Source organism: Erwinia sp. PPS120, assembly GCF_047918655.1.
Lineage (GTDB): Bacteria > Pseudomonadota > Gammaproteobacteria > Enterobacterales > Enterobacteriaceae > Erwinia > Erwinia tasmaniensis_A.
In genome coordinates this window covers 1-20,868 of record NZ_JBLREF010000061.1, presented here as the reverse complement: position 1 = coordinate 20,868, position 20,868 = coordinate 1, and the positions used below count along the sequence as shown (strand labels likewise).

General features: G+C 52.7%; 22 protein-coding genes, 4 tRNA genes and 1 pseudogene. 15 read left to right on the top strand and 12 right to left on the bottom strand.

The window, feature by feature from the left end; translation table 11 throughout:
• Positions 1-116 (top strand): integrase core domain-containing protein (locus ACLRGG_RS20915; RefSeq protein WP_416251530.1); only part of this gene is annotated, 116 nt, incomplete at its 5' end.
• Positions 117-131: 15 nt separating this feature from the next.
• Positions 132-415 (top strand): annotated as a pseudogene (locus ACLRGG_RS20910) (site-specific integrase); the annotation flags it as partial.
• 126 nt (positions 416-541) lie between these two features.
• On the opposite strand, the gene ACLRGG_RS20905 reads toward ACLRGG_RS20910, so the two are convergent.
• From ACLRGG_RS20905 to uvrY, 6 genes are all read right to left on the bottom strand, one after another.
• Positions 542-627: transfer RNA gene (locus ACLRGG_RS20905), tRNA-Leu, on the bottom strand.
• A gap of 11 nt (positions 628-638) precedes the next feature.
• Positions 639-712, bottom strand: a tRNA-Cys gene (locus tag ACLRGG_RS20900).
• A 43-nt stretch (positions 713-755) separates the two neighbouring features.
• Positions 756-831, bottom strand: a tRNA-Gly gene (locus ACLRGG_RS20895).
• Positions 832-989: 158 nt separating this feature from the next.
• Positions 990-1,538, bottom strand: coding sequence for a CDP-diacylglycerol--glycerol-3-phosphate 3-phosphatidyltransferase (gene pgsA, locus ACLRGG_RS20890; protein WP_067703040.1), 549 nt, complete (start codon positions 1,536-1,538; stop codon positions 990-992).
• Between the two features lie 71 nt (positions 1,539-1,609).
• Positions 1,610-3,442 (bottom strand): excinuclease ABC subunit UvrC, encoded by a 1,833-nt coding sequence (uvrC, locus tag ACLRGG_RS20885; protein WP_416251527.1) that lies wholly within the window; start codon positions 3,440-3,442, stop codon positions 1,610-1,612.
• Entirely contained in the window at positions 3,435-4,094 is a 660-nt protein-coding gene (gene uvrY / locus ACLRGG_RS20880; protein WP_416251526.1) for a UvrY/SirA/GacA family response regulator transcription factor, read from the bottom strand. Before uvrY ends, uvrC begins: the two co-directional genes overlap by 8 nt.
• Positions 4,095-4,337: 243 nt before the next feature.
• On the opposite strand from uvrY, the gene ACLRGG_RS20875 reads away from it, so the two are divergent.
• Together ACLRGG_RS20875 and ACLRGG_RS20870 are read left to right on the top strand one after the other, a co-directional pair.
• Positions 4,338-4,562 (top strand): DUF2594 family protein, encoded by a 225-nt coding sequence (locus tag ACLRGG_RS20875; protein ID WP_416251525.1) that lies wholly within the window; start codon positions 4,338-4,340, stop codon positions 4,560-4,562.
• A gap of 81 nt (positions 4,563-4,643) precedes the next feature.
• Positions 4,644-4,982 carry a GlpM family protein gene (locus ACLRGG_RS20870; protein WP_416251524.1) on the top strand — a complete coding sequence of 113 codons (339 nt, stop codon included), beginning with the start codon at positions 4,644-4,646 and terminating at the stop codon, positions 4,980-4,982.
• Here ACLRGG_RS20870 and ACLRGG_RS20865 read toward each other — a convergent pair.
• Both ACLRGG_RS20865 and ACLRGG_RS20860 read right to left on the bottom strand, forming a co-directional pair.
• Positions 4,979-5,599, bottom strand: coding sequence for an autoinducer synthase (locus ACLRGG_RS20865; RefSeq protein WP_416251529.1), 621 nt, complete (start codon positions 5,597-5,599; stop codon positions 4,979-4,981). The genes ACLRGG_RS20870 and ACLRGG_RS20865 overlap by 4 nt on opposite strands.
• Positions 5,600-5,728: 129 nt before the next feature.
• Complete coding sequence (locus ACLRGG_RS20860; protein WP_416251523.1) at positions 5,729-6,451, bottom strand: autoinducer binding domain-containing protein; 723 nt, start codon at positions 6,449-6,451, stop codon at positions 5,729-5,731.
• Positions 6,452-7,403: 952 nt separating this feature from the next.
• Here ACLRGG_RS20860 and cycA point away from each other — a divergent pair.
• Positions 7,404-8,798, top strand: a complete 1,395-nt coding sequence (cycA, locus tag ACLRGG_RS20855; protein WP_416251522.1) for a D-serine/D-alanine/glycine transporter — start codon at positions 7,404-7,406, stop codon at positions 8,796-8,798.
• A gap of 30 nt (positions 8,799-8,828) precedes the next feature.
• Here the strand turns inward: cycA and rutR are convergent, their stop codons facing one another.
• Positions 8,829-9,476, bottom strand: coding sequence for an HTH-type transcriptional regulator RutR (gene rutR / locus ACLRGG_RS20850; RefSeq protein ID WP_416251521.1), 648 nt, complete (start codon positions 9,474-9,476; stop codon positions 8,829-8,831).
• A 299-nt stretch (positions 9,477-9,775) separates the two neighbouring features.
• Here rutR and rutA point away from each other — a divergent pair, with 299 nt between their 5' ends.
• The 7 genes from rutA to ACLRGG_RS20815 all read left to right on the top strand — a co-directional run bounded on the left by rutA (position 9,776) and on the right by ACLRGG_RS20815 (position 15,414).
• Positions 9,776-10,867 carry a pyrimidine utilization protein A gene (rutA, locus tag ACLRGG_RS20845; RefSeq protein WP_416251520.1) on the top strand — a complete coding sequence of 364 codons (1,092 nt, stop codon included), beginning with the start codon at positions 9,776-9,778 and terminating at the stop codon, positions 10,865-10,867.
• A complete protein-coding gene (rutB, locus tag ACLRGG_RS20840) occupies positions 10,867-11,613 on the top strand; it encodes a pyrimidine utilization protein B (RefSeq protein WP_416251519.1) in 747 nt (248 codons plus the stop codon). Before rutA ends, rutB begins: the two co-directional genes overlap by 1 nt.
• Before the next feature lie 26 nt (positions 11,614-11,639).
• Positions 11,640-12,044, top strand: coding sequence for a pyrimidine utilization protein C (rutC, locus tag ACLRGG_RS20835; protein ID WP_416251518.1), 405 nt, complete (start codon positions 11,640-11,642; stop codon positions 12,042-12,044).
• Positions 12,034-12,831: a pyrimidine utilization protein D gene (rutD, locus tag ACLRGG_RS20830; protein ID WP_416251517.1), complete on the top strand. Its 798-nt coding sequence runs from the start codon at positions 12,034-12,036 to the stop codon at positions 12,829-12,831. The genes rutC and rutD overlap by 11 nt, the downstream gene beginning before the upstream one ends.
• A 10-nt stretch (positions 12,832-12,841) precedes the next feature.
• A complete protein-coding gene (locus tag ACLRGG_RS20825) occupies positions 12,842-13,432 on the top strand; it encodes a malonic semialdehyde reductase (RefSeq protein ID WP_416251516.1) in 591 nt (196 codons plus the stop codon).
• A gap of 77 nt (positions 13,433-13,509) precedes the next feature.
• Entirely contained in the window at positions 13,510-14,037 is a 528-nt protein-coding gene (gene rutF, locus ACLRGG_RS20820) for an NADH-dependent FMN reductase RutF (protein ID WP_416251515.1), read from the top strand.
• A gap of 48 nt (positions 14,038-14,085) precedes the next feature.
• Positions 14,086-15,414 (top strand): solute carrier family 23 protein, encoded by a 1,329-nt coding sequence (locus tag ACLRGG_RS20815; RefSeq protein WP_416251528.1) that lies wholly within the window; start codon positions 14,086-14,088, stop codon positions 15,412-15,414.
• 62 nt (positions 15,415-15,476) lie between these two features.
• Here the strand turns inward: ACLRGG_RS20815 and ACLRGG_RS20810 are convergent, their stop codons facing one another.
• Complete coding sequence (locus ACLRGG_RS20810; protein ID WP_067703003.1) at positions 15,477-15,665, bottom strand: con-10 family general stress protein; 189 nt, start codon at positions 15,663-15,665, stop codon at positions 15,477-15,479.
• 442 nt (positions 15,666-16,107) lie between these two features.
• Between ACLRGG_RS20810 and wrbA the strand changes: the two genes are divergently transcribed.
• From wrbA to ACLRGG_RS20795, 3 genes are all read left to right on the top strand, one after another.
• The gene (wrbA, locus tag ACLRGG_RS20805; RefSeq protein WP_416251514.1) at positions 16,108-16,707 is read left to right on the top strand and encodes an NAD(P)H:quinone oxidoreductase; all 600 of its coding nucleotides are present in this window, start codon (positions 16,108-16,110) and stop codon (positions 16,705-16,707) included.
• A 22-nt stretch (positions 16,708-16,729) separates the two neighbouring features.
• Positions 16,730-16,960 carry a YccJ family protein gene (locus ACLRGG_RS20800; protein ID WP_416251513.1) on the top strand — a complete coding sequence of 77 codons (231 nt, stop codon included), beginning with the start codon at positions 16,730-16,732 and terminating at the stop codon, positions 16,958-16,960.
• Positions 16,961-17,131: 171 nt separating this feature from the next.
• Complete coding sequence (locus ACLRGG_RS20795) at positions 17,132-18,508, top strand: NAD-dependent succinate-semialdehyde dehydrogenase (protein ID WP_416251512.1); 1,377 nt, start codon at positions 17,132-17,134, stop codon at positions 18,506-18,508.
• A 111-nt stretch (positions 18,509-18,619) separates the two neighbouring features.
• Here ACLRGG_RS20795 and agp read toward each other — a convergent pair whose 3' ends face one another.
• Together agp and ACLRGG_RS20785 are read right to left on the bottom strand one after the other, a co-directional pair.
• Positions 18,620-20,422 carry a bifunctional glucose-1-phosphatase/inositol phosphatase gene (gene agp / locus ACLRGG_RS20790; RefSeq protein WP_416251511.1) on the bottom strand — a complete coding sequence of 601 codons (1,803 nt, stop codon included), beginning with the start codon at positions 20,420-20,422 and terminating at the stop codon, positions 18,620-18,622.
• Positions 20,423-20,744: 322 nt separating this feature from the next.
• Positions 20,745-20,832, bottom strand: a tRNA-Ser gene (locus tag ACLRGG_RS20785).
• Positions 20,833-20,868 lie beyond the last annotated feature (36 nt).

Sequence of the window (20,868 nt, the reverse complement as noted above, 5' to 3'; positions counted from 1 at the left end):
GCTGGCTGAATGAATACAACAGTGAGCGGCCTCATGAATCCCTGAAAAACCTGACGCCGGAAGAATATGGGCTGATGGCTGAGAAACTGGAAATCTCAAAAAGTGCGTGGAACTAAAGCCGGGATACTTACATTAATAAAGGGATGAGTTCGATTTTTGTTATTCATCAGCAGTCCGGTGCCAGGTATACGCGTGATGGTTTCAATAGTCGATGGATGAAGGCAAAGCATGACGCAAAGGTAGCATTTCCAAAAGGGAATTTGATTTCACATTTCACGACCTGAAGGCAAAAGGCATCTCCGATCTTTCCGGTAACATCTATGACAAGCAGGCAATTTCCGGGCATAAAAATGTCGAGCAAACTGTTAGGTACAACAGGAAAATTGCTGTAGTTCCGGTCGTTGGCAACCAGTAAGACGGGAAAAATATTCTGCAGGGGTATTATGAAACTTACTATAATTACAAAAAAACCGCCCTTGGGCGGTTACGACATCACTGCTTATTGCTTTGATTTTATTCGTTTTAATCGGTAGTAAAAGTATGGTGCCCGGGGCGGGACTTGAACCCGCACAGCCATAAGCCGAGGGATTTTAAATCCCTTGTGTCTACCGATTTCACCACCCGGGCAGGGTGTAAAGTGGAGGCGCGTCCCGGAGTCGAACCGAGGTTCACGGATTTGCAATCCGCTGCATGGCCACTCTGCCAACGCGCCTTAATCTTGCTTAGCCACCAGGCTTTGCCTGATATGCTGAATCTGGAGCGGGAAACGAGACTCGAACTCGCGACCCCGACCTTGGCAAGGTCGTGCTCTACCAACTGAGCTATTCCCGCTTTCATCATTTCTGCCTGCTTCACAGAACATGCTGATTTATTTTATCTTCTGGCAACCTGACTGCCTTTCGATGCGTTGCATTCTACTGACCTGGCGAAATGAGTCAATAAAATTATCCTCATATTTTATCCGTTTGCTGCTTTTTGAACCGTATCGATCACCGTTCGAACAGATCACCGCGCGCAGCGTTAAGATACTGGAACATTGACCAGAAAGTCAGCACCGCAGCGATATACAACGCGACCACGCCAATGCCGATAACCGTGCTGTCATAACGCCAGAGCAGCGCAAAAAGAGAGAGCATCTGCGCGGTGGTTTTCACTTTGCCTATCCATGATACGGCCACGCTGCTGCGCTTGCCGATTTCTGCCATCCATTCGCGCAGCGCAGAAATGATAATTTCACGCGCAATCATCGTCGCTGCGGGCAGCGTAACCCACCAGGCGTGAAAGTGCTCGGCAACCAGCACCAGGGCAATCGCTACCATCACTTTATCCGCTACGGGATCGAGGAACGCGCCGAAACGGGTGGTCTGTTTAAGACGCCGGGCAAGGTAGCCATCGAACCAGTCAGTGATTGCCGCCACGATAAAAATAAGCGCACAAGCCAGCGGAGCCCATTGAAATGGCAGGTAGAATGCCAGCACAAAGAACGGAATCAAAACGACACGAAACAGAGTAAGTAAGGTCGGAATGTTAAAATGCATAGGTACGCTAACTGTCTGGGCAGGGTAGAATTTGTCCCTATGTTCCTACATTGCCCTGACCGTTGCAATGCTTAGTGTTTCAGCGAATAAAAGATTTTCTCTGCCAGTAACTGCGAAATCCCCGGCACTCTGGCGATTTCGTCCACCGACGCGTTCATCAACGGCTGCAGGCCGCCCATGTATTTTAGCAACTGCTGGCGACGTTTCGGGCCAATACCCTCAATCGTTTCCAGTGCGCTGGTATTTTTAACCTTAGCGCGCTTGTTACGATGCCCGGTGATGGCATGATTATGAGAATCGTCACGAATATGCTGAAGCACGTGCAACGCCGGAGAGTCAGGGGGCAGAGAGAACCCCTCGCCTTCTGGCTCGAAGAATAGCGTTTCCAGCCCGGCCTTACGATCGGTTCCCTTGGCAATCCCCAGCAGAATTGGCTTTCTTTTATCCCACTCCACATCCAGTTCCGCGAAAACCGTTTTGGCCTGTCCCAACTGCCCCTTGCCGCCGTCGATAAGAATAACGTCCGGAATTTTATTCTCTTCAATGGCTTTACCGTATCGCCGACGCAGCACCTGATTCATTGCCGCGTAGTCATCGCCCGGCGTAATGCCCGTAATATTGTAACGTCGGTACTCCGCACGCAGCGGACCATTGCTGTCAAAAACCACACAGGAGGCAATGGTCTGTTCGCCCATGGTGTGGCTGATATCAAAGCACTCCATGCGGTTAATTTCCGGCAGCTTAAGCACCGTCGCCAGCGCGTGAAGCCGCTGGTGAATCGTCGACTGCTGCGAGAGTCGGCTGATCAGCGCGGTGCTGGCGTTAGTGCGCGCCAGCTTCAGGTAGCGTGCCCGATCGCCACGCGGACGACTTTGAATAGTGACCCGCCGTCCGGCAAGGGTCGTCAGCGACTCGGCCAGCAGATCCTTTTCAGGCAGCGTGAAGTCCAGCAGGATATCGGAAGGGAGCGTGCGGGCCTGGCTCCCCTGCAAATAAAACTGTCCGACAAACGTTTGTACCACTTCGGCCAGCTCGGTGCCGCCGGGTATTTTCGGGAAATAGCTGCGGCTACCCAGGACCTTACCCTGGCGGATAAAGAGTACGTGCAGGCAGGCCATGCCCGAATCAAAGGCGACGCCGATAACATCCAGGTCATCGCCATTATTGGAGACGAACTGCTTTTCAGTGACGCGTCGAACCGCCTGAATCTGATCGCGCAGCCGCCCCGCTTCCTCGAATTTGAGATCGCGGCTGGCCTGCTCCATCCGTCCAACCAGCTGATTGAGGACCTGATCGTCCTTACCGGATAAAAAGAGTCGAACCCAGGAAATTTGCTGCGCATATTCCTCTTCCGACACCAGGCCTGCTACGCAGGGGCCCAGACAGCGCCCGATTTGATATTGCAGGCAGGGACGCGAGCGATTACGGTATACGTTGTTTTCACACTGCCTGACCGGGAATATTTTCTGTAGCAGCGAGAGCGTTTCACGCACCGCGTAACCATTTGGGAAAGGACCGAAGTACTCCCCTTTCGCATGTTTTGCACCGCGATGGCTGGCGAGACGTGGATGGGCATCCGCACTGAGAAAAATAAAGGGATAAGACTTATCATCCCGTAGCAGCACATTGTAGCGGGGCTGATACAGTTTGATGTAGTTATGTTCGAGAAGTAACGCTTCAGTTTCCGTGTGCGTTACCGTGACGTCGATCTGACGAATGCTGTCGACCAGCGCTTCCGTTTTACGACTCCCGAGGTTGCCGCGAAAGTAGCTGGAGAGACGCTTTTTGAGATCTTTGGCTTTTCCGACATAGATAACCGTTTCGCCTGCATCATACATACGGTAGACGCCGGGCTGGCTGGTCACAGACTTCAGGAAGGTTTTTGCATCAAATACATCATTCACTACTGATCAACGACTCCGGATTAAACAGGCCATGGCGAATGGCCAGATGCGTTAACTCTACGTCACCGCTGATGTTGAGCTTACTGAACATCCGGTAGCGATAGCTGTTAACTGTTTTGGGGCTCAGGCTCAGCTGATCTGAAATATCTGCCACTTTTTGACCCCGTGTAATCATCAGCATAATCTGTAATTCACGTTCCGACAAACAATCGAAGGGTGAATCCGTTTTCTGCGGTTCAATCTGGCTTAACGCCATCTGCTGGGCAATATCAGAGGCTATATAGCGCTGCCCGGCATTGACGCAACGAATGGCATTGACCACTTCCTGGGGTGCCGCCCCCTTACTCAGATAGCCCGCTGCCCCGGCCTGCATCACTCGCGCTGGCAGAGGGTTTTCAGTATGAATGGTGAGCATGATAATTTTGATATCGGGGTTATAGCGCACGATTTTACGTGTCGCTTCAAGACCACCAATGCCAGGCATGTTCATGTCCATCAGCACAACGTCTGCGCTGTTTGAACGGCACCATTTAACCGCATCTTCGCCACAGTTGGATTCACCCACCACCTGAAAACCTTTAATGTCTTCCAGTATGCGGCGGATGCCCGCGCGGACAAGTTCATGGTCATCTACAAGCAGAACGCTTATCAAGGGTTCTCTCTCCAAAAGGGGATATGAGCTACGGCATTTAGGGATTTTCTGATAGACGATCTTACCTCTTTTAACCCCCGATCGAACAGAAAAAATTCACATATCCCGCGGCGGCTATTTAAGGTGGCCCCCTTCCCCGGAGGCGATCGCGGGCGTTTCTTATGTGATATACTTGTCAGCAGTTTACAGTACCAGCGGCAGCTGTCGGGCCGGTGAAGTTGAGATGACTTATAAGGAAAAATCATGAGCAATACAGACTTTTCAACCAGCGAAGAAACTGAAACTCTGGCCAAAGAAGTGGCATGTATGAAGGCACTGGTGACGTTTATGTTAAAGGGTATGGGTCAGGCTGATGCCGGTAAAGTCATTATCAATATGGAAAGGTACATTAATCAGTTAACCGATCAGCAGCAGGCTGAAGTCTTCAGCGGCACTATCAAGCAGATCAAACAAGCTTATCGCCAGTAACGGATAATCATTTCCCCGCCCATTGATTTTCGCCCACGGATGTTAGATTGTGGGTTTTTTCCATCGAGTATACGGGAAACAATGGGCTTACTCTTAAAGGCGTTATTGGGTGCACTGGTCGTGGTGCTGATCGGTATCCTGTCTAAAACCCGTAGCTATTATATTGCAGGGCTCCTGCCTCTTTTTCCTACCTTTGCACTGATTGCACATTATATCGTGGGCAGTGAACGTGGCGTTCAGGCACTTCGTACCACCCTGATATTTGGCATGTGGGCAATTATTCCTTACTTTATCTACCTGCTCTCCCTTTGGTACTTTGTGGGGATCACGCGGCTGCCTGTGGCGTTAGGCAGCGGCGTGTTGTGCTGGTGCGTGGCTGCCGCCGTGCTTATTTCGCTGTGGGCAAAATTTCAGGGTTAACGCCCCCTTGAACCCCAGCTAACGGAAACACCCAGCGTGGGCAGCACTTCCTCCGGACTGAAGCGGCGCGCACCACGAAACTTCTCCGCAAGGTGGGGCTGATGAACGGGAATGCGTACGGCGAACAGGTTGTCTTCAGACTGAATCACACCCGCCGTCAGTGGTTCATAGACCACCTGATTTTTCTCGAACATATGCTCCAGCATAGGTGTTGCCGCACTATAGAGAAAGCGGATCCCAGACTGTTCTGCCAGCTGAACGCAGTGCCACAAAATACTCAGCGGCAGCTCCGAATCAATTTCCAGTCGGGCTGAGAACCGCGACATTTCCCAGGCAGGCAGCTGGGTTTTACTACTGCGACTCTCCGGCGTCAGACCGGTATCCGGCTCATGCCACTCCATCAGTCGGGCGCAGCCACAAATGCCATGCTGAGCCGTCCAGGCAATCAGCCAGGTCACATCTGAGCGGTCAAAGCGATCGTACTCCTGACCCGGCGTACTGAGCCGTGACGGAATTGACCACCCTTCCCCCCTGGCAAAAACGCTATAGCGGTAGCTTCCCAATTCGACCAGTAAGGAGGAAGGCATGTCCTTAAGTTTTGTTTGTATAATTTTCATCATTATTCCCCTGACGCATTCCCTCGTGGATGCCGCTCCTGACGGCCCGCTCAGGGTTGTTACCCTGAGCGCAGGGTAGACAACCTATTAGCAATTCGAAACTACCAAATTTAGTAGTTGTATTACCCCTCAGATTAATCCCATCGCAGCCGCGTAGGAGGCCACCTGGGTTCGGTTAGGCGCATTAAACCTTTTTTGCATATTTTTTTGATGAAAGTTAACGGTATTTTCCGAAATACAGAGTATGAGGGATATTTCCGCTGAAGTTTTACCCTCTGCCGTCCATTTTAAAATCTCCAGCTCCCGCTGGCTTAATTCCATGTTCATAACCGACATCGAAATATCTTTTACACGCTGTAACGACTCAAGCACCAGGACCACCAAATGCTGGAGCTTTAACTGATCTTCCTGTACTAATCTTATTTTTTCAACCGGTTCATGCGATGCCATGGATAATATTCCTGTGGCCCGGTTTAGTGCCATAGTGGAACAGGAAAATCCTGAGCAAATTCCGTACTCCCTCGCGGTCATCAGTACTCTGCTATCGCCGCAGTTGACACGATCGTTCCATAAAAATATTTTCCCCGGCACCTTGCAGTAATTGATAACGGGGTCTATAGCAGCAAAGTCCTCATTCTCATATAGCCTGACCCATTTGCTGGGATAGTTACTATAAATAAAAGTTTTTGGTCGCGTAAAAGGTATGGGATGTTGGATAAACAACGCGTAAAACTTAAGTCCCAGCTTGATGGTCTGCTGCTCAATGACGCACATTATTTCGGCGGCATCCTTCACATCATCCAAAGCAGCCCGCATTTCGTTACGCCAGCTGAAATAGTTACTGCCAATCATTAATGCCTCATCGGAGGGTAGTGGCTATCCCCTCCTGTTCCGGTTATTTACTGTAATATGGGGCAAAAAAATGAATAAAAAAGAGCAATACCTCATTGCAATCCCATAAAAACCACAACTGTGATAATAACCCCGAAATGAACATTTTTATGCGGCTCGCTTCGCTGAATTATTGACCAGCCAGGACCTTCCAGCATTTCACTCAACCCGAGGTATTTAGCTGGCTGACCTCTACTCACATACCTGCCACCCCGCTTAGAGTAGGATTTTTCCTATAAACATTCAATAATTTTGCCCCTGTCAAAGCTCACAAATTAATTTAAAAATTTTTAATTTTGCTCATGTTTAACGCTAGTAAAAGCATAATAAAAGTAAAAGGTAAATTTGTAATTACATGATATAAATAGAATTAACCTAAAAAATGACTAATTTGGCTTTTATTTGACTGTTAATATAATATTAATTTTACTTAATTATGGCTATACAGCTACTGCTTTTTTATACGCGCGCCTTTGTATTGTTAGCATCGAAGATTATTTTTTAGTGAAAATTTGTCACCTTCCTGACCCTAAACAACGACGGGTGCCCTTTCCGGTTAGCGGGCGGTCATCACGAGCTATCTTCCCGCCAGCCTGTTCAAAATGTACGGCTGCATCAGCACAGCAATACAACGACACAAGATTAGCGGTGTCGTCTCGTTTTTTGTGCAGTTGGAAGGGGTTTTAAGAACTTTACCTGTATCTGAGACACTTTTACGTTAAGCTTTGCGCCCCAAAACGCAGGTCAGGCCGGGAGTCTGCTGTCCAGAACCCAGCACGTGGTTGACCACGATGAAAAAAATATTAGCGACCTGAAGCTGAGTTACCTTAAGGTAGGGCTGAATTCGCTTTTAAACGACTTAATAAGAGCCTACAGAGCTCAGACAACATCACTAAAGGACAATAACTCCGTTATGGTTGACCAATCTAAAGACGCTCCCCTGGCATCAGAGGCACCGGGCGAACTCCGGCGCAATCTCAACAACAGGCATATTCAGCTTATTGCTATCGGCGGTGCCATCGGCACAGGCCTGTTTATGGGCTCCGGTAAAACCATCAGTCTGGCGGGTCCGTCGATTATTTTTGTATATATGATCATCGGCTTCATGCTGTTTTTCGTGATGCGCGCCATGGGCGAGCTGCTGCTCTCCAACTTAGAGTACAAATCGTTTAGCGACTTCGCAGCAGATTTGCTCGGGCCCTGGGCCGGCTTTTTTACCGGATGGACGTACTGGTTTTGCTGGGTGGTGACCGGCATTGCCGATGTGGTCGCGATCAGCGCCTATTTCCAGCTCTGGTTCCCGGACTTCTCGATCTGGATGAGCGCCCTGCTTTGTATCTTCGTTTTCCTGTCGCTCAATATCGCGACGGTAAAACTGTTTGGTGAAATGGAGTTCTGGTTCGCAATTATCAAGATTGTCGCCATTGTTGCCCTGATCGTTACCGGCGTCGTACTTATTGCCATGCACTATCCTTCGCCTGGCGGCGGTACGGCCTCGTTGACGCACATCTGGGATCGTGGCGGGATGTTTCCTAAAGGCCTGAGCGGCTTTTTTGCCGGCTTTCAAATAGCGATCTTCGCCTTTGTCGGCATCGAACTGGTTGGCACCGCAGCGGCAGAAACGCAGGATCCTAAACGGGTGCTGCCAAGGGCCATCAACGCCATTCCACTGCGCATCATTATGTTTTACGTGCTTTCGCTGGTGGTCATTATGGCGGTAACCCCGTGGGATAAGGTCGTCGCCGATCGCAGCCCGTTTGTGGAAATGTTTATGCTTATCGGCCTGCCCGCGGCGGCCAGCATCGTTAATTTCGTCGTGCTGACCTCCGCGGCCTCCTCGGCTAACAGTGGGATTTTCTCCACCAGCCGTATGCTCTACGGCCTGTCACAACAGGGAGCCGCGCATCGCAGCTTTGGCAGGCTGTCACGCCGTGCGGTGCCTACTGCCGGTCTGTTTTTCTCCTGCTTCTGCCTGCTGGGCGGCGTGGCGCTGATTTACCTGATCCCCAACGTGATGAAAGTCTTTACGCTGGTGACCACCGTTTCGGCCATTCTGTTTATGTTTGTCTGGAGCATTATTCTCTGCTCGTACCTGGTCTACCGTAAAAAGCGACCACAGCTACACGCAGACTCCATCTATAAGATGCCCCTCGGCAAGGTCATGAGCTGGGTTTGCCTGGCCTTTTTTGCATTTGTTCTCGTTCTGCTGACGCTTCAGGAGGACACCCGGCAAGCGCTGATGGTAACCCCGGTATGGTTTATTCTGCTGGCTATTGGCTGGTGGGTTCGCCAGCGCGGCAGGGCCTGACACTTTCCGACGGGCCAACAGGCCCGTCAGTTAGCGTACCCGAATACCTTCAATCACCATCCGCTGCACGTTTTCCAGCGTCTGTGTGAAAAAACTCTCGTCATTCAACGTCCTGCCGGTGACGGCCTCTACCTGAGTAGCGAAATCCGCATAGTGCTGGGTGACGGCCCACAGCATAAAGATCAGATGGTCCGGCTGAACGGGCGCCAGTCTGCCCTGCCCGATCCATTCTTCGATAACCGATGATTTTTCCTCCACCAGCGTCCGCAGTGAGCTTTCCAGCTCCCCTTTAAGCAGCGGCGCGCCCTGCAGCATCTCCATACAGAACAGCCTTGAGGCCTGGGGATGATCGCGGGAAACCTCCAGCTTAAGACGAATATAATCGCGGATCGCCTCCAGCGGCTGCTGCTCGTTGCTGAGCGCACGAAGCGGTGCCAGCCACACGTCGAGAATATTTTTAAGCACGGCAATATAAAGCGCCTCTTTAGAGGGGTAATAGTAAAGCAGATTAGTTTTCGACACATCCGCTCCTTCAGCCACTTTATCCAGCGTGGTTCCATGCAACCCAAACTGAGAAAAGAGCGCCAGTGCGGCATTAATAATTGCCGTACGCTTCGCTGCAACCGCTTTTGAACGACGCGTAGTCGTTTTAACCGGTAATTTATCTGTTGAATTCACCGTGACTCCATCCTCTGTTTCGCAGGTCAACCAGGACCGCTCATCCGGTAAAAGAGACGGGCTGCACCGGTATGGAACAGGCCTGCCTGTTTTCTGTGCACATTTTTTTACCAAATGGTCCATTTCAGACCAGTCACTCCAGTTTACCTTAACAAAATTCCTCAACCTGCTGAATATATAGCGTATTGCTAACCTGGCACAGCCTTTGCTACTTCATCAGCATGCGCCGCCGAAATGGGAACTGCAGGATGCACCGCAGCGCGTACCACATCCTATTACGCAAAATACGAGGTATCTTCATGAAAGTTGGCGTATTTATCCCTATCGGCAATAACGGCTGGCTGATTTCAACCCATGCCCCTCAGTACAAACCTACCTTTGAGCTGAATAAAGAGATCGTGCTTAAAGCGGAGCATTATCATTTTGACTTCGCGTTGTCGATGATCAAGCTGCGCGGCTTTGGCGGTAAAACCGAGTTCTGGGACCATAACCTTGAATCCTTTACCCTTATGGCGGGCCTGGCGGCCGTTACCTCACGCATCGAAATTTACGCCACTGCGGCCACGCTAACTTTGCCGCCTGCCATCGTGGCCCGCATGGCTTCAACCATCGACTCCATTTCCAATGGCCGCTTCGGCGTCAATCTGGTGACCGGCTGGCAAAAACCAGAATACGAACAGATGGGACTCTGGCCCGGCGACGAATACTTTTCAAAACGCTATGACTATCTGACCGAATATGTGTCCGTGCTACGCGATCTCTGGGGCAACGGTAAATCTGACCTCAAGGGTGAATTTTTCACCATGAACGATTGCCGACTGAGCCCGCAGCCGCAAAAACCCATGAAGGTAATCTGCGCCGGTCAGAGCGATGCCGGAATGGCTTTTTCGGCAAAGCACGCGGATTATAATTTCTGCTTTGGTAAAGGCGTCAATACGCCCGCAGCCTTTGCTCCCACCGCAGCACGCATGAAATCGGCTGCTGATCGCGAAGGTCGGGATGTCGGTTCTTATGTCCTGTTTATGATCATTGCCGATGAAACCGACGAGGCCGCGCGCGCGAAATGGGAGCACTATAAAGCCGGTGCCGATGAGGACGCGCTCGCCTGGCTGACGACGCAAAGTCAGCAGGACAAACGTTCCGGCAGCGATACCAATGTACGCCAAATGGCCGATCCGACCTCGGCAGTCAACATCAATATGGGCACGCTGGTCGGTTCTTATGCCCATGTGGCTCGTATGCTGGATGAAGTGGCAGCGGTTGAAGGCACCCAGGGCGTGCTGCTGACCTTTGATAACTTCCTTGAGGGCATCGAAAATTTTGGTCAGCGGATCCAGCCGCTCATGGCCTGTCGCAGCTCGCTGCTTAACGCGACGCAGGAGGTGGCATAATGAACAGTTCAGAAACGGTTGTCTGCACCACTGCCTCAAACCTCGATAACGTCACCCTCAAGGCACGCCCTGAGTCCATCGCCTTCCCGCCCGGCCAGACCGCGCTGATTGTGGTGGATATGCAAAATGCCTATGCCACTGAAGGCGGCTATCTGGACCTCGCTGGCTTTGACGTCTCCGGCACGCGCCCGGTAATAGAAAACATCAATATCGCCGTGAAAGCCGCCCGCGAAGCGGGTATCCAGATTATCTGGTTCCAAAACGGCTGGGATGACCGCTACGTGGAGGCAGGCGGCCCCGGCTCGCCTAACTGGCACAAGTCTAACGCGCTTAAAACGATGCGTTCGCGTCCCGAACTGGAAGGTAAGCTGCTGGCGAAGGGCGGCTGGGATTATGCGTTGGTCGATCAGCTCCAGCCCCAGCCGGACGACATTGTGCTGCCTAAGTCTCGCTACAGCGGCTTTTTTAATACGCCGCTCGACAGCATGTTACGCAGCCGCGGTATCCGTCATCTGGTTTTTACCGGAATAGCGACCAATGTCTGCGTTGAAGCCACGCTGCGCGACGGTTTCTTTCTGGAGTATTTCGGCATTGTGCTGGCGGACGCCACTCATCAGGCCGGGCCTGCCTTTGCCCAGCAGGCGGCGCTCTTTAATATTGAAACTTTTTTTGGCTGGGTATCGGATGTCAGTGCTTTCTGCTCTGCGCTACAGCCTGAAACGCTTTCATTAGAACCGTCGGCGTAAACCACCGCGATAAAGGAGCACTCTGCATGCCAAAAACCATTATTACGCCACCGGGTACCGGCCAGCCGATCGCCCCTTTTGTGCCAGGTACGCTGGCCGACGGCATAGTTTATGTCTCCGGCACGCTGCCGTTTGATCAGGAAAACAACGTCGTGCACGTCGGCGATGCCGCTGCTCAGACGCGTCACGTTCTGGAGAGCATAAAGCGTGTGATTGAATCTGCCGGAGGGACGCTGGATGACGTCACCTTCAATTCCCTCTTTATTACCGACTGGAGCAACTATGCGGCGGTCAATCAGGTTTATGCCGACTACTTCCCCGGAGAGAAACCGGCACGGTTCTGCATCCAGTGCGGGCTGGTGAAGCCCGACGCGCTGATTGAAATTTCCAGCGTGGCGCATATCGGAGGCGGAGGCAGGCATGCATATTGAACTGATCGGGCCGGCGCATGCCGGTGTCAGGACGCTGGTTCTCTCCGCCGGTCTTGGCGGATTAGCAAGCTTCTGGCACCCGCAAATTGCTGCGTTATCCCGTGATTACCAGGTGGCTGTCTACGACCAGCGAGGCACGGGTCGCAGTGCAGATACGCTGCCAGAAGGCTACAGCATAAAAGATATGGCGGCAGAACTTGCGCAGGCACTGGCTGAAAAAGGCCTTGAACGCTATGAGGTTATCGGCCATGCGCTGGGCGGTGCAATCGCCATGCAGATGGCCCTCGACTTTCCCGAACGCGTTCGGGGACTGGTGATTGTTAACGGCTGGCTACGGCTGGATGCCCATACCCGCCGCTGCTTTAATGTTCGGCAGACTCTGCTGCTCAGAGCGGGCGTGGAGAGCTTTGTCCAGGCACAGCCGCTGTTCCTCTACCCTGCCGACTGGCTGTCGGAGAATCAGGCGCGTATTGAAGCGGAGGATGCGCTGCACGCGGCACATTTTCAGGGCCGCGATAATTTTCTGCACCGCCTGCATGCCCTGATGGCCTGTGATTTCACGACGCAGGCGCAGGCGATTGCTCAGCCCGCGCTCCTGATCTGTTCACAGGACGATTTGCTGGTGCCCTGGACCTGTTCGCAAAAGCTGGAGCGGGCGCTGCCTCACGCCAGCGTAATCAAGATGCCCTGGGGTGGACACGCCATGAGCGTTACGGCCAGCGATGAATTCAACCTGCTGTTGCTGAACTGGCTGCAGGAAAGATCGACTCACGATGTAAACGCATAACGGAGCCACAATGGCAGAGAAACTGACTATGACGGCATTAGAAACGCTCTTCACCGCCGCCCGCACCTACAACGGATGGCAGGATCGTCCCGTCAGCGACGAGCAGATCCGGGCGATTTACGACCTGGTTAAGATGGGACCTACTTCGGCTAACTGTGGCCCAGCCCGGTTTTCCTTTATTCGCAGCGAGGCCGGTAAGGCCCGACTTAAGCCCGCACTCTCCAGCGGCAACCTCGAAAAAACCATGACCGCACCGGTAACCGCCATCGTTGCCTGGGATCCGCTTTTCTATAACCGGCTACCGGAACTCTTTCCTTTTGCGGATGCCCGCGCCTGGTTCACCAGCAGTCCGGAACTGGCCGTGGAGACCGCCTTTCGCAACAGCTCCCTGCAGGCGGCCTATTTGATCGCGGCGTGCAGGGCGAGCGGCCTTGATACCGGCCCGATGTCGGGCTTTGACCGCGATGCGGTGGACGCGGCCTTCTTCGCAGAGAGCGGCTGGAAAAGTAACCTGCTGATCAACATTGGCTACGGCGATCCGGAAAGTGTTTATCCCCGCCTGCCGCGTCTGGATTTCGTCACCGCCTGTACCCTGGCGTGATAGCTGAACGTCCCCCTGGCCCGCGTTCTGGCATTCAGATCAACGCGACTACCGCTTTCCCTGTCAATAAAGGAAATATGATGACTCTGGCTATGCCCGCAACAGCCGCAATCAGCGGCGTTGAAAAACAGGATTTCCGCAATGCCATGTCCCGTCTTGGGGCTGCGGTCAATATTATCACCACCGATGGCCCGGCTGGCCAGGCAGGTTTTACCGCCTCGGCGGTATGCAGCGTGACCGACACGCCTCCTACACTGCTGGTCTGTCTGAACCGTTCCGCCTCGGTCTATGAGATTTTCATAAAAAACCAGCAGCTCTGTATTAATACGCTGGCCTCCGATCATGAAGATCTCTCTACCCTGTTTGGGGGTAAAACGCCGATGGAAGAGCGCTTTATCGCCGCCGACTGGACCACGCTGGTAACCGGTTCGCCAATCCTCAGCGGTGCCGTCGCCTCCTTCGACTGCCGCGTCTCTCAGGTAATAAATGTCAGCACCCATGACATTTTGATCTGCGAAGTTCAGGCGCTGATTTCAAATGACGATACGCACGGGCTGATCTACTTCGATCGGCGTTATCACCCTTTACGGCGACAGCTCGTCTGATCCCTGCGCCCGGCGGTCCCGGCACTATTCACATTACTGGAGAAAATGATGGCAGCGTCCTGGTTTCCAAAATGGCAGAAACATTCCGCGTCGGCGCAGGGGGTTGTCGCCCCGGATAAAATGCTGCCGCTGGGTCAGACAATAATTATGGGGCTGCAGCATGCGGTCGCCATGTTTGGTGCGACGGTGTTGATGCCACTGTTGATGGGGCTTGACCCCAATCTCTGCGTGCTGATGTCGGGCGTAGGAACACTACTGTTCTTCCTGGTTACCGGGGGTCGTGTACCCAGCTATCTGGGTTCCAGCGCGGCTTTTGTTGGGGTGGTCATTACCGTCACCGGGTTTACGGGCCAGGGGATCAACCCCCACCTTAGCCTGGCGCTGGGGGGCGTTATGGCCTGCGGCCTGATTTATACCGTGATTGGCCTGGTGGTGATGAAAACCGGCACGCGCTGGATAGAGAAATTGATGCCGCCCGTAGTAACGGGCGCGGTAGTCATGGCTATCGGATTGAATCTGGCACCTATTGCGATTCGTAGCGTGTCCGCTTCCCAGTTTGATAGCTGGATGGCGGTGATTACGCTGGTTTGCATCGGCGCCGTCGCCGTTTTCACCCGGGGGATGGTGCAGCGGCTGCTGATTCTGATCGGCCTGATTGTCGCCTGTGCGATTGATATGCTGTTAACCAACGGTCTGGGGCTGGGGGAGCCGGTTAACTTTGCCCTGATTGATAATGCTCCCTGGTTTGGCCTGCCAGCTACCACCGCTCCCAGCTTTGACAGCCACGCCATATTTCTGATAGCGCCGGTGGCGGTGATCCTGGTGGCTGAAAATCTGGGGCATATAAAAGCGGTGGCGGGGATGACGGGCAAAAATATGGATCCCTGGATGGGCCGCGCTTTTGTTGGCGACGGTCTGGCAACTCTGCTTTCAGGGGCATCCGGCGGCAGTGGAGTCACGACCTATGCTGAGAATATTGGCGTGATGGCGGTGACCCGGGTCTACTCGACGCTGGTATTTGTTGCTGCAGCGGTCATTGCTATCTTACTCGGTTTTTCACCAAAATTTGGCGCACTGATCCATACCATTCCAGGCCCGGTGATCGGCGGAGCCTCAATCGTGGTTTTCGGGCTGATTGCGGTTGCGGGTGCTAAGATTTGGGTACAAAACGCCGTTGATCTGGGTCAGAATGGCAATCTGATTATGGCCGCCGTTACGCTGGTAGCCGGGGCCGGAGACTTCTCACTGCGGATTGGAAGCTTCACTCTTGGCGGTATCGGCACCGCGACCTTTGGGGCCATTCTGCTGAATGCCATACTGAATTATCAGCGTAAGGCTGGGCTGGCTGACAGCCCGGTTGTTGAACCGGAGCAGTAAAGGTTATCGCCGCCGGGTAAACCCGGCGGCCCAAATGGGACTACTCGCTGGATCATTGCAGATTACGACGCGTCATCAGCTTTTGCCCGATTACCATGACTGTTGCGGCCCCCCTTTTCGCCTGCTTCGGAGGCACGCTTAGGGTCATTCTTAAAGTTGCCACCGCTGGCTTTACCTCCCTTACGGCCTGCCTCAGATGCGCGTTTACGGTCTTCAGCGAAATTTCCCGATCCACCACGATGCTCTGCCATCTTTTACCTCCGCTATAGTTAAGCCATCATACTATATTGATGATTTTACCCGGCAGAAAACTGCCCGGGGTAACGACGTTGATTTGCTGCCGTCGCGTTATTAAGCATAGATTAACGGGTAAAGTTGGCGAATATTTATACTCAATGGTGCGACTTAAGACAAATTAAATCCGAAGCCATCATTAATTAGCACCACTGAATATTATAAAATTATCTAATGAATTTTACCCCTGTATAAACATAAACCTCTTTCCAGGAGGCCCGATGCAGGCAAATTCCAGCAAAACTGTGATCCTCTTCTATACTTATCCACTGGCAATTCACTGAAGATAAGAAAGGAAGTTTGTTGCGCGTTTGCTGACAGGCTTTCTGGATCTTTACGGGTCTGGCACAGTGGTTATGCTGCCCGGCAAATGTCTTTTATTTATCAAGGAGGGAATCAATGGCCAAAATACTGGTGCTTTACTACTCGATGTACGGACATATTGAGACCATGGCACATGCAGTTGCTGAAGGAGCAAAACGCGTCAGCGGTGCCGAAGTGACTATCCGTCGCGTACCTGAAACGATGGATGACGAACACTTTGCTCAGGCTGGCGGCAAAACGCAGCAGTCTGCCGCTATTGCTACCCCCGAGGAGCTTGCCACTTACGATGCCATTCTCTTTGGCACGCCGACACGCTTCGGCAACATGACGGGACAGATGCGCACCTTTCTTGACAGAACGGGCGGACTTTGGGCATCGGGCGCGCTGCACGGCAAGTTAGGAAGCGTCTTTGCGTCAACCGGCACGGGAGGAGGACAGGAACACACGATTTCCTCTACCTGGACCACCCTCGCCCATCACGGCATGGTAATCGTGCCGATTGGTTATGCGGCGAAAGAGCTCTTTGATATTTCGCAGGTTCGTGGAGGTACGCCTTACGGCGCAACTACCCTTGCGGGCGGAGATGGCTCCCGCCAGCCCAGCGAAACGGAGCTGAATATTGCGCGTTTCCAGGGCGAATACGTCGCCGGACTGGCCGTTAAGCTGAACGGATAACACACTTCACAGGAGATTAAACATGGCAACGCAACAATCGAAAGAACATCACGTTGGAGAATGGGCAAGCCTGCGTGCAACCTCTCCGGAAATTGCTGAAGCCATATTCGAAGTGGCTGACTATGACGAAAAGCTGGCGGAGGAGATTTGGGAACAACAGGGGAGCGATGATGTTTTACTTCGCGCCTTTGAAAAAACCGATAAAGATGTCCTCACCTGGGACAATAAAACCGTCGAAAGAAAAAACGTATAACGTCATTAAAACGTCCCTGGGCGGGTTTTACCGCCCTTTTTGCTGCATTAAAGCGGGATATTCCGGCTTTTTCTGTCAACTGATAACGTTGTGAAACGAGTATTCTTTCGACTACGCTTAATCACATTTCAGGCCTGAGAGCCAGCCAGCTTACTCGTAAAGGAGCGCACTATGTCGTCTTATCAGACAATTAATCCCACCAGTAACGAACTTATTAAAACCTGGCCCGCCCACAGTGCCGATCAGGTCGAACAGGCATTATCTACCGCCGACGAACTCTACCATTCAAACTGGTCGAAAGGCCCTATCCAGCCGCGTCTGCAGGTACTGACGAAGCTTGCAGAACTGATTGAAGGCCGCGTTGAAGATCTGGCCAAAGCGGCAAGCGTCGAGATGGGTAAACTCATTGGCCAGAGCCGCAGCGAAGTCCAGCTGTGTGCGCAGATTGCCCGCTACTACGCTGAAAATGCTGAACGCTTTCTTGCGCCGGTGCGCTATCCCAGCGATCTGGGCGAAGCCTGGGTTGAAAATCACCCGATTGGCGTGCTGGTGGCCGTAGAACCGTGGAACTTCCCGTTCTATCAGCTGATGCGCGTGCTGGCCCCCAACCTGGCCGCTGGTAACCCTGTACTGCTTAAGCATGCCTCAAACGTTCCTCACTGTGCTGCTCTTTTTGAACAGCTGGTTAGTGAGGCAGGCGCGCCTGAAGGCGTCTGGACAAATCTGTTTATCAGTAGCGATCAGGTTGCGGAGCTTATCGCAGATGACCGTGTACAGGGCGCTGCGCTGACCGGCTCAGAACGCGCGGGCAGTGCCGTTGCCGAACAGGCGGGTAAATACCTGAAAAAAACCACCCTTGAACTGGGCGGTAATGATGTATTTGTGGTGCTTGATGACTGCGATCTGGATAAAGCAATCAAGGCGGGTGTCGGTGCGCGTCTGAATAACTGTGGTCAGGTATGTACTGCGGCAAAACGCTTTATCGTTCAGGAGAAGGTGGCTGACGCTTTCTTTGAAAAATTTATCCAGGCATTCCGTGAAGTTAAAATCGGCGATCCGCTGGACGAAAGCACCACGCTTGGCCCTCTGTCCTCTTCTTCTGCACGCGACACGCTGGTGAAACAGGTGAATGAAGCGGTATCAAAAGGAGCCAAACTGCACGTGGGCGGTAAAGCAGTGGATGGCAAAGGCTGTTTTTTTGAACCAACTATTCTCTCCGGCATTACGCGTGATAATCCGGCCTGGTTCGAAGAGTTCTTTGGCCCGGTGGCGCAGGTCTATGTCGTGAAAGATGATGAGGAAGTAGTGAAGCTGGCGAACGACTCACATTACGGCCTGGGCGGTGCAGTATTCACCCGTGATATCGAACGCGGTAAAAAGCTGGCCTCGCAAATTGAAACCGGCATGGTGTATATCAACTCCGCAACTGATACGTCGGCTGAACTCCCCTTTGGCGGCGTGAAGCGTTCTGGCTTTGGACGCGAGCTCTCCGATCTGGGTATTAAAGAGTTTGTTAACCAGAAGCTGGTTGTCGTTAGCGCTAACTGACCGTTAATGTCAGCAAGTCGAACAGTCATCCCGACGCGCTGACAGACGACAGACTTACTGACAGAGAAAAGGCCGACATTGTCGGCCTTTTTTTACACCATTAACTGCGAATCATGACGCTTTATCAGTCTGAGGCACTGGCTGCGCGGGCGTAACGGCATCTGATGGTGCCGCATTATTTTTGTCATCCGCCTTAGCTTTGTCGTCAGTTTTAGCTTTCTGTTCAGCACTGGCTTTCTCGTCAGCCTTTGCTTTCTGATCGGCACTGGCTTTCTCGTCAGCTTTTGCTTTCTGATCGGCACTGGCTTTGTCGTCAGCCTTTGCTTTCTGTTCAGCACTGGCTTTGTCGTCAGCCTTTGCTTTCTGATCGGCACTGGCTTTCTCGTCAGCCTTAACCTTCTGATCGACTTTTGCTTTCTCGTTGCCCTTCGCCTTCTCATTCTTATCTGCAGCGCGGTCAGACGTCACGTTGTCCTTGCCAGCCTTGTCACCTGCAGCACCCTCTTTAGCTGCTTTTTCAGCAGAGGCTTTCGCAGGAGCAGGTTTTGTGACAGCGGCTTTATCGCTGGCTGGCTTATCGCCCGCTGCTTTATCTGCTGCGGCCTTATCCGCTTCGGCTTTGTCTGCTGGGGCGGCGGCCAGCTGGGCGGCGCTGGTGGCCATTGGCGTTCCCTGAATAGCTTTATTCAGAACCTGAGTAAACTGATCCCATGGACAGAAGCCGTTCGCATCCGTCGTACAGCCGTTCATCTGCAACGTCACACGCTGGGGTGGCGTGTCCAGCGAAAGCGGGGTGGCATTACGCAACTGATCGCTGGTCTGGTAAACGTACTCTACCTTTACCAGTTCCTGATTATTTTTCTTGTCATGCCAGCGCTGGAACTGAATCATTCCACCAATCGGCGTGCGCTCGTTTTGACCTGGCAGCGTATAGGGTTTGAAGTCCATAGCAGTCAGCAGAGAGGCTATGTTGGAGTCATGTCCCACCAGCAGCGTGACCTTAGGCGCACTCGCCTTATCTTCATCCACCAGCATACTGCGAATATAGTCCACCAGCGGAGCGGCGACATCGCGAGCGACTTCAGGTGAAGTAAAGAGCGTATCCTGATAGGCATTCTTGATGGCCGACAGCTCTTTCCACTGCTCAGGCGTTTTGATTTGCCCCCAGGCAATCTGATCCAGCGGCAGACCTTCGTAATATTGCAGGGTAAAAGCATCGACCAGCGAGTTCCCGATTTTCAGCGGACCGGAGACGCCCGGCTCTTTACCATTTTCTGCGGTAAATTTATTCTGGTTGTCGCTTGCGAGGTCACACTGCTTTTTATCACGGCAGGCCGGTGAATTTTTATAATCGATGATCTTTTCCAGACGCTGGAAGGCGGGCTTAAGCGCCAGCTTATCGCCTGCGCTATTCATCGCGGTAAGCGCCTGCTTATTAAAGGCATCGCTGCCGTCGGTGATGACCGGACTGAATACCGGATCCATTTCACCCATCGCATCCTGATGCGTCACCGGAATATCGCAGCCGGGGAAAGCGCCGGTAGTGAAAAATTGTGCCGTCGCAACGGTGCGCTGAAGGCTGTTGGCATAGGCGTAGATATCATCGCTTGGCGGGCACTCGCCATCCTTCACCAGCCCCTGCCGCGCCAGCCATTCGCGGGTGTAGCGCCCCATATACACTTCCAGCACGCCACCCTTAGTGGTGAGCTGACCACCAGCAACGTCCCACTTTGGCCAGGCTTTTTTGGTTGCCTGCGCCAGGACGCTGCCGTTGTCTGCCAGCGGCGCGCGAAGATTATGGCGGCTCATCATCAGGACTTGTTCAAGCTGGTAGTCACCGTCAGCCGCAAAGGCTGACACCCCGGTAAGTGCCGAGCAAACTGCTAACGCGCAGAGACTAACTTTTTTAATCATGTTTTTTCCATCAATTCAAGGGTGTTTAGCCCAGCCGTTTAGGGCGATGCGGTTGAAAACGCCAACAGCGCAGACGCTACTCGCAGTGGAACCCGCCTGGACACAGACAGGCATGGGCATGCGTTAGCCGTGTTGAGTGTATAGCAGACTAGCGCTTTTACGCTTAAGACGCATCAGGAGATTGAAAAGATACAAGATGTTTTAGGAATGCTCTAATGATTTTGGGAAGATAATGTACTGCATAGCGAAATGCGGGCTTCATCGGATGGCGCAGGGAGATAAAAGCAAAACGGGCCAGCTTATGCTGACCCGTCGAATTTGATGGCGGAGGAGGAGAGATTCGAACTCTCGAACGGTTTCCCGTCGCCGGTTTTCAAGACCGGTGCCTTCAGCCACTCGGCCACCCCTCCGCACTTTATCCTTTACTCATTCGGTTTAAGAAAACG